The sequence below is a fragment of the Pararhizobium sp. genome (assembly GCF_965279435.1).
Taxonomy (GTDB): Bacteria; Pseudomonadota; Alphaproteobacteria; order Rhizobiales; family Rhizobiaceae; genus Pararhizobium.
Window position 1 is genome coordinate 867,501 of the sequence record NZ_CBDIHY010000003.1, and the last position, 12,193, is coordinate 879,693.

At 59.5% G+C, this 12,193-nt stretch carries 13 protein-coding genes (1 of these 13 running past the window's edge); 3 read left to right on the forward strand and 10 right to left on the reverse strand.

Going from position 1 to position 12,193, the window contains the following annotated elements; translation table 11 throughout:
• The 8 genes from ACQY8Q_RS09800 to ACQY8Q_RS09835 form a co-directional block, all read right to left on the reverse strand.
• Positions 1-711, reverse strand: partial view of an aldehyde dehydrogenase family protein gene (locus tag ACQY8Q_RS09800; RefSeq protein WP_428426405.1) — the 5' end (the start) only. 795 nt of this gene lie to the left of the window's left edge; 711 of the gene's 1,506 nt are visible here — the first part of the coding sequence; the start codon lies at positions 709-711; the stop codon falls past the left edge of the window.
• A gap of 171 nt (positions 712-882) precedes the next feature.
• Positions 883-1,230, reverse strand: a complete 348-nt coding sequence (locus ACQY8Q_RS09805) for a cupin domain-containing protein (protein ID WP_428426406.1) — start codon at positions 1,228-1,230, stop codon at positions 883-885.
• Positions 1,231-1,318: 88 nt separating this feature from the next.
• Positions 1,319-1,681, reverse strand: coding sequence for a cupin domain-containing protein (locus ACQY8Q_RS09810; RefSeq protein WP_428426407.1), 363 nt, complete (start codon positions 1,679-1,681; stop codon positions 1,319-1,321).
• 182 nt (positions 1,682-1,863) lie between these two features.
• Positions 1,864-3,159: a glycosyltransferase gene (locus tag ACQY8Q_RS09815; RefSeq protein ID WP_428429738.1), complete on the reverse strand. Its 1,296-nt coding sequence runs from the start codon at positions 3,157-3,159 to the stop codon at positions 1,864-1,866.
• Between the two features lie 16 nt (positions 3,160-3,175).
• Positions 3,176-4,237 (reverse strand): ABC transporter ATP-binding protein, encoded by a 1,062-nt coding sequence (locus tag ACQY8Q_RS09820; protein WP_428426408.1) that lies wholly within the window; start codon positions 4,235-4,237, stop codon positions 3,176-3,178.
• Positions 4,234-5,025, reverse strand: coding sequence for an ABC transporter permease (locus ACQY8Q_RS09825; RefSeq protein ID WP_428426409.1), 792 nt, complete (start codon positions 5,023-5,025; stop codon positions 4,234-4,236). Before ACQY8Q_RS09825 ends, ACQY8Q_RS09820 begins: the two co-directional genes overlap by 4 nt.
• Positions 5,018-5,854: an ABC transporter permease gene (locus ACQY8Q_RS09830; protein WP_428429739.1), complete on the reverse strand. Its 837-nt coding sequence runs from the start codon at positions 5,852-5,854 to the stop codon at positions 5,018-5,020. The genes ACQY8Q_RS09825 and ACQY8Q_RS09830 overlap by 8 nt, the downstream gene beginning before the upstream one ends.
• 237 nt (positions 5,855-6,091) lie before the next feature.
• Positions 6,092-7,144 carry a polyamine ABC transporter substrate-binding protein gene (locus ACQY8Q_RS09835; protein ID WP_428426410.1) on the reverse strand — a complete coding sequence of 351 codons (1,053 nt, stop codon included), beginning with the start codon at positions 7,142-7,144 and terminating at the stop codon, positions 6,092-6,094.
• A gap of 273 nt (positions 7,145-7,417) precedes the next feature.
• Here ACQY8Q_RS09835 and ACQY8Q_RS09840 point away from each other — a divergent pair, with 273 nt between their 5' ends.
• From ACQY8Q_RS09840 to ACQY8Q_RS09850, 3 genes are read left to right on the forward strand one after another with little or no spacing between them, the layout of a single operon-like run.
• Positions 7,418-8,383 carry an FCD domain-containing protein gene (locus ACQY8Q_RS09840; RefSeq protein WP_428426411.1) on the forward strand — a complete coding sequence of 322 codons (966 nt, stop codon included), beginning with the start codon at positions 7,418-7,420 and terminating at the stop codon, positions 8,381-8,383.
• Between the two features lie 15 nt (positions 8,384-8,398).
• Entirely contained in the window at positions 8,399-9,664 is a 1,266-nt protein-coding gene (locus tag ACQY8Q_RS09845; protein ID WP_428426412.1) for a nucleotide disphospho-sugar-binding domain-containing protein, read from the forward strand.
• 14 nt (positions 9,665-9,678) lie between these two features.
• Positions 9,679-11,157 carry an aldehyde dehydrogenase family protein gene (locus ACQY8Q_RS09850; protein WP_428426413.1) on the forward strand — a complete coding sequence of 493 codons (1,479 nt, stop codon included), beginning with the start codon at positions 9,679-9,681 and terminating at the stop codon, positions 11,155-11,157.
• A gap of 100 nt (positions 11,158-11,257) precedes the next feature.
• Here ACQY8Q_RS09850 and ACQY8Q_RS09855 read toward each other — a convergent pair whose 3' ends face one another.
• Both ACQY8Q_RS09855 and ACQY8Q_RS09860 read right to left on the reverse strand, forming a co-directional pair.
• Positions 11,258-11,743, reverse strand: coding sequence for a BA14K family protein (locus ACQY8Q_RS09855; RefSeq protein WP_428426414.1), 486 nt, complete (start codon positions 11,741-11,743; stop codon positions 11,258-11,260).
• A 125-nt stretch (positions 11,744-11,868) separates the two neighbouring features.
• Positions 11,869-12,087 (reverse strand): hypothetical protein, encoded by a 219-nt coding sequence (locus ACQY8Q_RS09860; protein WP_428426415.1) that lies wholly within the window; start codon positions 12,085-12,087, stop codon positions 11,869-11,871.
• Positions 12,088-12,193 lie beyond the last annotated feature (106 nt).

The following is a 12,193-nucleotide window of genomic DNA, read 5'->3' on the forward strand; positions in this document are numbered from 1 at the left end:
CGCCGAGGCCACGGCGCGGCCGGCGGCGACAGAACCGGTGAAGGCGACGGCGTGGGTAAGCGGCGAGGCAATCAGATATTGCCCGACCTCGGCGCCACCCGGCACGCAGGCGATCAACCCCTCCGGTAAGGCTTCAAAAACTGTCATGAATTCCAGCGTCGACAACGTCGTCGCCAGCGCCGGCTTGATGATGCAGGCATTGCCCGACGCCAGCGACGCCGCCACCGTCCAGCACATCAACAGGATCGGGAAATTGAACGGCATGATGTGGACGCTGGTGCCGAGCGCTTCATAGCGGGCATACTGAAACGACCCGGCCTGCGTCGTACCCGCCACCTTGCCGGCCTCGTCGCGAGCCATTTCGGCGAAATAGCGAAAGGCACCGGCGCAATTGGCAACCTCGCCGATCGCTTCCGGATAGGGCTTGCCCATCTCGCGCGACATCAGTTCGGCACAAGTCCGCATGTCGGTCGCTTCGATCCGGTTGGCGATCCGGTGCAGGATGGTGGCGCGGCTTTTGGCGTCGAGGCGTTTCCAGTCCGATTGGGCCCGTTTGGCCGCAAACAGCACGGCATCGAGTTCCGCGACCGTCGTTTCGGCAAATACGCCCTCGTTTCCAAGCGTGGCGGGGTTGACCACCGTATGACGCTCGCCCGTCGCCTTGATGTAGTCCGGGTGCCGGTAGAAGACGGGCTCGGCTGGATTGAACATGGTGTTTTCCTTGTCGCTTTATTCCGAGAGGTGAAATCCCCCTCACCCTGCCCTCTCCCCGCTGGGGAGAGGAGGAGCAGAATTCGCCGCTACCCTCTTCTCCCCAGCGGGGAGAAGGTGCCCGAAGGGCGGATGAGGGGCCGCCGCCCGCGCGGTTTGCCCCCAGACCCCTCAACGGATCATGTAAACCTTCTTGATCCTCTCATGGACGGTGCAGACGCCCTTCCAGTCCTGCGGGAAGAAGGCTGCCGTATCCGGGGTGATCTCGATCACTTCGCCCGATTCATGCACATAGGTGCAGCGGCCTTCGAGGAAGTGGCAGAATTCGTCGCGCGTGACGTGGCAATCCCATTTGCCGGGCGTGCAGACCCAGAGCCCGCATTCGGATTCGCCGTTCGGCCCCTTGTGGATCAACTTGCCGGTCGTGCGGCTCTCCCCTTCGATCATCGTCGAGATGACGCCCCAATCCTTGAGGTCGGTCTGTTCGAGCGGCTTGCGCATCAGTGGCGTGGCAGTCATGGCGTGTTTCCTTTCGTCTTTTCTTTGGGAAGCGGCCGTGTTTGGAGAAACGCCAAGAAGCCGCTGCAGTAGTCTCAAGTCCAGCTGGTCAGACCAGCATGTAGATGTTTCGCATCGTCTCGATCACGTGGCATTCGCCGATCCAGCCGCCGGGAAACATCACCACGGTGCCCGCCTCGACCTCGATCACCTCTCCGTCATCCGAGCGATAGATGGCGCGGCCGGCGACGAAATGGCAGAATTCATCACGCGGGATCGACAGCCGCCAGCGGCCGGGGGTGCAGACCCAGATGCCGGATTCCGGCTGGTTGTCCGGCCCCTTGTGTACGAGCCGCCCGGTCGACTTCGACTGGCCCTCGACACTGTCGGGCTGCAGGCCCCAGTCGACGAGATCGTCAGTGGTCGTGGCGTTGTAGATGTGGGGGGCGGAGGATGACTTGGGTTCAACCATGGAGATACCCCCCTCTGTCGGCGACGCCGACATCTCCCCCACAACGGGGGAGATCGGTCGCATCTATTGCGCCTGCCTGACATTGAAGCCGGTGAGGAAAAAGAATGATCTCCCCCCTTGTGGGGGAGATGTCACGCAGTGACAGAGGGGGGCACCCGGGCACCGTCAAAATTTGCAACGCCTCAACCATTGAACGTCCCCGTGTTTGCCAGCTGATCGAGAATTGCGGCGGCCTTTTGCGGGCCGTTCTGCGACTGCATATGGGTGCTGGTCGCGGCGAGTTTCGCCTTCATCACCGCATCGTTGATGCAGGCATTGAGCCTTGCGGCCAGTTCGTCGTCGGTCCAGTCATAGCGCGGCATCTTGAAGCCATGGCCGGTTTCATCGACCCGCGTCGCATTGTCGTGGCCATCCCAGACATAGGGCATGATGATCGCCGGCTTGCCGAAATAGAGGCACTCGGTGAACGAGTTGTTCCCACCGTGATGGATGGCGGCATCGATCTGCGGAATGACGGACGGTTGCGGAAACCAGCTGTCGATAATGATATTGCCCGGCAGGCCACTATACTGCTCCTTATAGTCGCCGACATTGACCAACGCGCGATAGGGCAGCTTTCCAATTGTGGTGATCAGCCGTTTCAAAAGATCGGTATCGCCGGCACCAAGACTGCCGAACGATATATAAAGAAGAGGTTTGTCGTTGTTCTCGGCAAAGAACGGGACGTCGTAAGGTTTTTCCTTGCGCACGCAGCCTTCGAGATATTGGAACTGTTTTGGATCAAGCAGATGTTCACGGTCGAACTTCACCGATTCCGGATAGAGCAAAAGGTTCATGAAGGGCGAGGCCTCGAAGAACTGGCCGATCGGATAGGCCGCCTCCCCGGTCGAGGCGAGGAAACCGTTGAAATCCTCATGGATCGGCTTGATCACCGCGTGGAACTTTTCACGGTAGGCGGCATGACCGGCCCGATCGTCCTGACGGCAGCCGGACAGGTGCGGCGGAATGTTTTCGTCCTCGATCTCGTTTTCCGAGCAGGAAATGATCCGCACCCAGGGTTTGCCGAACTGCTTGATGGCCGGAAACAGGATAACATTGTCGACGCAGATGAGGTCCGGCTTGATCTTCGCCAGCACGCCCGGCAGATCCTTCTCCGCCCACTTGGCACTGTCGACGATCGCCTCCCAGCAATCGCGCACATAGTTGCTGATCTGGTCATAAGGGCTTTTGCGAAAGTTTGGGATATGGCCGTTGATAAAATCCTCCCAGAACTTCGCCATCTGCTCCGGCGGCATCGGCGCCGAGAGGTTCACCGGATAGGCCTCAAACCCATACCCCTTGTAGACATCGACGAAACCGGGATCGGACAGAAAGACGGCCTTGTGGCCGAGTGCCTCGACGGCCTGCGCGATGCCGACGGAATTGAGCGCCGGGCCGAAGGCCGCTTCCGGAAAGAATGCAATCGTCTTGGACATCAGTTCCCTCTTGTTTTCTTTAGTCCTGAAAAATCCGGCAGGATGACGCGTCAAACCCGAGCGACACCGCAGCACCGGTCTGCACGGTCCCGGCCCCTGTCGCTGCTACGCGAACCTGAAGGGGGAATGCTGACAGCGCCGTCTTGACGTAGAGTTGCCGGTCGAGACCATGATAGGCGGCATCGACGACGGTTCCGGCGATCCCTGAACCAGCCGGGCTCAACGTGATGTTTTCTGGCCGGATCGCCAGCACCGCCTTGGCATTGCGTTTCAGTCCTGCGGTATTGCAGGCCAATGTTTGGCCTGCGGCGCGGAAAACTGCGTCATCCCCGACTTCGCCCTCGATGAAATTCATCACGCCGATGAAGCCGGCAACGAAGCGGTTGGCCGGCCGCTCATAGACCTCTTCAGGCGTGCCGCATTGCAAAATGCTGCCATCCTTCAGCACCGCGACGCGATCAGCCATCACCAGCGCCTCTTCCTGATCGTGCGTCACGATGATGAAGGTAATGCCGACCTCATGCTGCAGCCGTTTCAGCTCCAGCTGCATCTTTTCGCGCAGCTTCTTGTCGAGCGCGCCGAGCGGCTCATCGAGCAAAAGCACCCTCGGCCGTTTGATCAAGGCGCGGGCGAGAGCCACACGCTGCTTCTGTCCACCGGAAAGCTCGGCCGGCTTGCGCTCGGCCAGTGCCTGCAGGTCCGTGGTCTTCAACATCTCCTCGACGCGCGCCGATATTTCCGGCTTGGCGAGACGTTCCATTTCAAGGCCGTAGGCCAGGTTCTGCCGAACCGTCATATGTGGAAACAGGGCATAGGACTGGAACATCAGGTTGAGCGGCCGCTTTTCCGGCGCCTGCCCGGTAATGTCGGCGCCCGCAAGCCGGATACGGCCTTCATCCGGCACCTCGAACCCGGCAATCATCCGCAGGAGCGTGGTCTTGCCGCAGCCGGACGGGCCGAGCAGCGCGAAAAATTCATTCTCTCTTATATCCAGTGAGAGGCAATTGACCGCGATGGTCTTGCCGAAGCGCTTGACGACGTTATCAACCGCCAGAACCGGGGCTTTGAGAGGAGTGTTCATCGGGTCATCTGTTCTTTGTTCAGCCATTGCGAAAGGAGAAGCGCGGCAGCGCTGACGCCCATGACGATGGTGGCGAGCGCATTGATTTCCGGCGTCACGCCGAAGCGGATCATCGAATAGATCTGCATCGGCAGGGTGATGGAGGAGCGCCCGGCGCCGGAGGTGAAAAAGGCGATGATAAATTCATCGACCGACAGGGTGAAGGCGAGCAGCGCACCGGCAATGATAGCGGGCAGCAAAACCGGAAGGGTAATGCGCCAGAAGGTCGTAACCGACGAGGCCCCGAGATCGCGCGATGCCTCGACAATCGAGAAGTCGAAATTCTTCAAGCGGGCGCGCACAACGGAGCAGACGAAGGCGAGATCGAAGATCACGTGGCTGACGATGATCGTCGAGAGGCCCATCGTCACGTTCAGCCGCGAAAACAGGGTAAGAAGCGCCACGGCCAACACGATATCGGGAATGACCATCGGCGCAAAAGCCAGCGCTTCGAGAGCGGTGCTCTTGCGTTTGCGCGTTTCCATGCCGATCGCCAGCATGGTTCCGAGCACGGTGGCAATCAGCGTCGCGAAGATCGCCACGACCAGGGTGTTCCAGGCGGCATGCAGAATATCGCTGTTGTTGGCGAGCGAGACATACCAGCGCAGCGAAAAGCCCGACCATGTCGTCGGCAGACCGCTGGCATTGAACGACAGCAACACGAGAACCACGATCGGCAGATAGAGAAAGCCGAAGACCAGAACCAGGATCATCCGCCCGGTCAGTTTGGTGCGGAAGGCATCAGCCATTGGCTGCCTCCTGCTTTTCACCGCTGAAGCGCGCCGAGGCCCGCGCCTGCAGAAGCAGCAACCCGATCATGATGGCGATCAATACCATGCCGAGTGCAGCACCGAACGGCCAGTCGTTGGCGGTCAGGAACTGGTCATAGACCAGATTGCCGATCATCTGGAACCGGCCGCCTCCGAGCAGCGCCGGGGTGACAAAATTGCCGATCGAGAGAACGAAGACGAACACACCGCCGGCAGCCACGCCCGGCATGGTCAGCGGCAGGGTCACGCGGAAGAATGTCCGCACCCGCGAAGCACCAAGATCGCGCGATGCCTCGATCAACTCGCCGTTCAGCCGCGACAGGCTGGAATAAATGGCAAGGATCACGAAGGGCAGATAGTTGTAGACCAGCCCGGTGATCACGGCGCCCTCACTATAAAGGAGCGCCAGCGGCTCTCCCTCGTAACCAAACCAGCGCAGCAGATTGTTGATCAGGCCTTCGCGGTTCAACAGCACGATCCAGGCATAGGTGCGGATCAGGTAATTGCTCCAGAACGGCAGGACGGCAAAGAACAGCAGCAGCGGTTGTGTCCGTTTGGGCGCCCGGCAGATGGCATAAGCGGCGGGATAGGCGATCAGGATCGCCAGCAAGGTCGCCAGGCCTGCAATGCGCACCGATGTCAGAAAGATCTTCGCGTAGAGAGGATCGATGACCCTTAGAAAATTCTCTGCCGTCAACGTGTATTCGATGCCGCCATAGAGCCCGCGCGTCAGGAACGCATAGGCCAGAATGATCAGGCACGGAACGACCATGAACAGGACGAGCCACGCAACGGCAGGCAGAGCCATGAGATTGGAACGAACCGTCTGCGAGGACAAGAAAAGGACTCCGGATTGAAATGGCCGCGCTCTTAAATGAGCCATGAGTGCGGGGCTGCTTGGCTTGCTCCCTCTTCTCCCCAGCGGGGAGAAGTGCCGAGCGAATGCGAGGCGATGAGGGGGTCTTTCCGCAAACTCTAAGTCTGCCGCACGGTCCCCTCATCCGCCCTTCGGGCATCTTCTCCCCTCTGGGGAGAAGAGACAGGGTTAATTCGCCGCCTTGATCTCGCTGACCGCACGCGAATATGCGCGTTGCGCCTCGCCGAGATCCTGCAGTTCCTCGTATTTGACCAGCGTTTCTGGAGACACGCCCATGGTCGGATATTTCTTGATGAGTTCCGGATCGAGGCTTTCCATGGCGGGCTTGTTGGGCACTTCGTAGAAGATGTTCGAGGCCGCCCAAGCGTGGTTCTTGGCCTCAAGGATAAAGTCGAGGAACTTCATCGCCGCTTCCTTGTGCTCGGAATTCTTCATCACGACCATGGTGTCGATCCAGAGGTCGGAGCCTTCCTTCGGCACGACGAACTTGATCTTGTCGTTTTCGGCAATGCCGTAATTGCACCAGCCATCCCAGGCCTGTACCAGCGAGGCTTCACCGGACACGAGCTTGGAGAAGAAGGTCGTGTCGTCATAGGCAAGCAAAGTCTTCTTCGCTTCGATCAAGAGGTTCTTGGCCTCTTCGATCTTGGCCGGGTCCTTCTCGTTGACCGAATAGCCCTTGTAGAGCAGGGCCGGCGCCATCAGCCAGCGGTCCGTCGAAAGCATGGTGATCTTGCCCTTCAGCGCTTCCGGCGGAGTAAGCAGATAGGACCAGCTGTCCGGCGTTCCTTCGACCAGATCAGAACGATAGCAGAGACCTGTCGTGCCCCAGGCATAGGGGATGGCATAGGTATTACCCGGATCGAACGCCAGCTTGGTCGCCTGCGGATAGAGATTCTTGAGGTTCGGCACCTTTTCGGGCCCGAGCGGCTCGAGCAGGCCCTGGCCGTTGAGGATATGGGCGAACGGCGAGGAGACGAAAACCACGTCATAGCCCTTGCCCTGGCCCGCCATCAGCTTGCCCATGATCTCTTCGTTGGTGGCATGATTGACCACCTCGATCGTCAGGCCGGTCGCCGCCTTGAAGGTCTCGGCAATATCGGGCGCCATGTAGCCGGCCCAATTGGAAATCACCAGATCGGCCGACAGCGCCGTGCCTGTAGAAAGAACCATGGCCGTCGCGGCAAGACCGGCCAGGCGCAATTTCACTGACGTTTTCAATGGCAGTCTCCCGTTGCTGGCGCAGCCCGGATGCCAAGCAGATCTTGGGCCATCGCCGCATGCGCAAATACATCGTCCCGGAGGGTATCGCGATAATACGCAATGCCTCACCCGAGGATTCAACCTCTGTTCCCAAAGCGGCGTGCCGGTTATCCGGTCTATGTCTCACTTCATCAGGCAGTATTATTTATAAAAAAAATACGTCAATACGAAATCGTACCAGCGGCGAAAATTTAACAACCGCTCTTGCAGACCTTTTGCAGAAGATGCAGCATGAGCTTTACTCTATGGCATTCAAAGGTACGAGCGATGCAAGCAGAGGCGAAAAAGGTCAATCATCGCCATGTTGAACTGGCGCAAAAAATACTCGACATCGCCACAGAACGCGGCATGAGCCGCGGCGAACGGCTGCCGGAACAGGCGCTTGCCTCCCGCTGCAACGTTTCGCGCACCCCGATCCGCAAGGCGCTGCAGTTCCTCGCCGAAAAATCGATCGTCACAGCCGAGACCGAAGGCGGTTATCTGCTTGCCATCGATCCTGCCTCGTTCCCCGGTCTGGAGGATACGACGCAGCCAGCCGAAGAAACCGAGCTTTACAACGCCATCCTGCGCGATGTCTCGGCCGGACGCATCAGCGATTCCCAGACCGTCGCCGGCCTGCAGCGCCGCTACGATGCGTCCCGCAACGCGGTGCAGAACGCGCTGACGCGGCTGGCCGAGGACAATCTGGCGGAGCGCGCCGCCGGCCAGCAATGGCTGATCAAGCAATTCGCCATAAGCGGCGATGCCGTTGCCAAGAGTTTCGAATATCGCCTGTCCTGCGAACCGCTCGCCCTGACCATGCCCGGATTTCGCCGGGACGCTGCGGCAATCACCTCGCTCAGGCAATCGATGGAGATCCTGCGCTCGATGACGGAGAGCGGTTTCGATCAGAAACTGTTCGAGCGCACCGATTTCGACTTCCATATGCTGATCGCCAAAAGCTGCGGCAATCCCTTCATGTCGGAGGCGCTTTCAAGCCATCACCGCCGCCGCCGTTCCAGCCAGCCGCCAGTGCATGTCAACGCTTTCCGGCTGATGCAGTCCAACATGGAGCATATCCAGATGCTGGAACAGATCGAGCGCGGCCAGCTTGAGCTTGCGGCCGACCTGATGCGCGTGCATATCCAGCTTTCCCATTCGCAGCGGCCACGCCTTGCCGGGCGCGGCGTTCCGCCCGTCTTCAAGGTCGTGGGCTAGATATTCGGTGCACGCATGAGCCAGCCCAAGGTGATCGCCTTTTTCCCGGAAGCCAGTTATGGCGCAGCACTCAACTGTGTCGGCATCGCCCAGGAACTGCGCCGGCTGGGCGCCCGCCCGGTCTTCATCTGCCATCCCGGCTTCCGCGGCGTTTTCAACGAATATGGCTTTCCCGAATATCTGCTGCAGTCAGCCGGAACGGAGAGCCAGACCGACTGGACCGACTTCATCAACCGGCATCAGGATGCCTTTCGCCAATCGCCGCTGGAACAGGTAAAGAGCTATGTCGCCCCGACCTGGGAGGCGATCGTCGATACGGCAATCGCAGCGGAAGAGCCGCTTCGCCAGCTACTCGCACAATTGAAACCGGCAGCCATCGTGCTCGACAACGTCGTGATGTTTCCAGCGATCGCCAATGCCGGCGTCCCGTGGGTCCGGGTCGTCTCCTGCGCCGAGACGGAATTGCCCGATCCGCTGGTTCCGCCCTATCTCTCCGGCTGCGGCGGCAAGCCCGGCGCGGATTGGTCGGCGTTTGCACGCACCTATGCCAAGGCCGTAGCACCGGCGCAGAAGCGCATGAATGCCTTTCTGGCGGAGTGCGGCCTCAACCCGTTGCCGCCAAACGAGTTTCTCGAAAACTCGCCGTACCTCAACCTGCTTCTCTCCCCGGACGCCGTCCGCTTCGAGCGCCAAAACCCACTCGACCCGCAAAAGTTCATCTATCTTGACGGCTGCGTCCGGCAGGAGGCGCCCTATACGCTGCCGCATTTCGCCTCGCATCAGGAGGCGCCGCTGGTACTTGCCAGCTTCGGCAGTCTCGGCGCCATGGACGTCTCGATGATCAAGCGGATGATCGGCGTCTTCGAGACCCTGCCCTACCGCTTCATCGTCAATGTCGGACCATGGCGTGACGAGTACAGCCGCATCCCCGACAACGTCTTCCTCGAAAGCTGGTTTCCGCAGCCTTCCGTCGTCGAGCAGTCGAGCCTGTTTATTCATCATGGCGGCAATAACAGCTTTTGCGAAGCCCTCTATTTTGGCGTGCCCTCGCTGGTCATGCCGTTCTGCTGGGATGGCCACGACAATGCCCGGCGCGCCGAGGATGTCGGCGTCGGACGCAAGTTTGACCGCTACTGCTGGACCGATGATGAACTCGCCGCCACGATCACCGGCCTGCTCGACAATTCCGCTCTGCGCGATACACTCGCTGCCAATTCCGTGACGATGAAAAAGGCCGCCGGCGTGACCGTGGCCGCCAATGCGATACTGGATCTGATTTAAAGAAGGACCGCGACATGCAGGACAGGCTTTACATCGACGGCGCGTGGGTAAGGCCTGAAAAGGGCGGCACGCTGGATGTCATCGATCCCGCCACCGAACAGGTCATTCACAAGGCTCCCGCCGGCACCAGCGGCGATATCGATAAGGCCGTCAAAGCTGCCCGCTATGCCTTCGATTCCGGCCCTTGGCCGAAATTCACCGGCACCGAGCGCGCTGTCTATCTGCGCGCCATCGCCGCGAAAGTGACCGAGAAACGCGAGTTTCTCGCTAGGCTCGAAGTCGCCGACAACGGCAAGCCGCTGCCGGAAGCGCTGTGGGACATCGACGATGTCGCCGGCTGTTTCAACTATTATGCCACTCTGGCAGAAGAACTGGATCATCATCCAGAAGAGACCATCCCGCTCAGCGAGCCACGCTTCTCCTCGCGGGTGGTGCGCGAACCACTCGGCGTCGTCGGTGCCATCACACCGTGGAACTATCCGTTGCTGATGGTATCCTGGAAAGTCGCGCCGGCTCTTGCCGCCGGCTGCACCATAGTGCTCAAGCCTTCGGAACTGACACCGCTCACCGCGCTCGAACTCGGCGTGATTGCAGAGGAGGTCGATCTTCCGGCCGGCGTCCTCAACATCATTACCGGCACCGGCATGCAGGCCGGTGAACCGCTGACCGAACATCCACTGGTCGACAAGCTTGCCTTCACCGGCTCTGTGTCCACCGGCCGCAAGGTGATGATGGCAGGCGCGCAGGACATCAAGACTGTCAGCCTCGAGCTCGGCGGCAAATCGCCCTTTGTCATCTTCGCCGATAGCGATATCGAAAAAGCCGTCGAATGGATCATGTTCGGGATCTTCTGGAATCAGGGCCAGGTCTGTTCGGCCACCTCACGCGTGCTGGTCGAGGCTGATATCTACGACGCCGTTGTTTCGCGCCTGTGCGAGGAAGCGGCCAAGATCAAGATCGGCAACGGCATGGACGATGGCACACTGCTCGGGCCGATCGTCTCGAAGGGACAATACGACAAGATCGTCTCCGCAATAGACCGCGCCCGCATCGATGGCGCAACGGTTGCTTACGGTGGCGCCCGTCCGGCGGGCCTCAACAGCGGTTATTTTCTCGAACCGACTGTCCTCACCGATATGAGCGAAGACAGCTATGTCTGGAAGGAGGAGATTTTCGGTCCGGTCGTCTGCGTCAAGCCGTTCAAGGACGAGGATGATGCCATCCGCATGGCCAATGACAGCCGCTTCGGGCTTGCCGCTGCCGTGATGTCAAAGGACGTGATCCGCGCCGAACGCGTCGCCGAGGCGTTTCGCGCCGGGATCGTCTGGGTCAACTGTTCGCAGCCAACCTTCGTCGAAGCCCCATGGGGCGGCTACAAACAATCCGGCATCGGCCGCGAACTCGGCCATTGGGGACTGTCGAACTATCTGGAGACCAAGCAGATTACCCGTTTCAACAGCGACGAGCCGTGGGGCTGGTATATCAAAGGGTAAGGCAGGCGTTTAATCAGGGCGCGCATTTCCACGTCTGAGCAGGACTATTACAAGCCCTGCCCTCCACCCAGCAGATTTTGCATCACCAACGCCCGTTGCGTTAATAGGGCGAAAGACACTGACGGCGGCGTCCGTTATACGGCTGAAATGTATTGTCATAAGCCCGATAAGAACGATATCGCGCATAGCACCAATCGGCATGCGAGCCACCGCTGCGATAATAGCGCCGGCCACCGTCGTAGTATCTCGGTTGCGCTAGAAGGCCACCGATGATCGCTCCGGCAGCCAAGCCGCCAAACGCTGCACCGAAGTTGTCATCGTAGTCACGGTAGTAGCGTCGATGGTTGCCGTAGTTACGATAATTGCGTCGATCACCATAGTAGCCGCCGTTGCGATAGTGACGTCTTATGTAAGGGCCGCGATTGCCCCCATAACGGCCGATACCCCAGGAGCTGCGGTAGGATTCGACCTGTAGAACATCCGAAACTTGAGGCCTCGGCCGTTCGATGGAGGGGAATGCCTGAGCTGGCACAACGCTTGAAAAGGCGGTGGCCAGCGACAGACCGATGATTGCAAACATTTTCATGTGAGACACCATTTTACCTTTCAACCTGGGAAACGTTTCAAACAGCAGTTTTGTGCCCCCGTTGACCTAAAATAATCATTTCTTGGTCGTGGCGCACGCCACAAGCATCCTTTCAGAGCCTTTTTTCAGGATATGCGCCTGAATGTCCATTTGACGGTAAACTCACCGCTGCGCTTCAGCTTGGTCTTGGTGCGCACCCGGACAGGTCCACCCAACGCGGCTTCTGCATCTTCGAAAGCCTGGCGCGCCTCCGCCATTGCCTGGTGATAGACACTGTTGTCACGCTTCGGGCTATCGGCGATCGCCTTGAGAAGGGCAATCGTATCGAGCTTGTTTTCGGCCATGAATTCCTCGCACTCCTTCTGCGACAAGTCGATGTGGCGGTGCCGGACGCGTCGGTCAATACACCCAATAGACTGCCTATCTCAATCCAAACCCGTCCATCAGGGC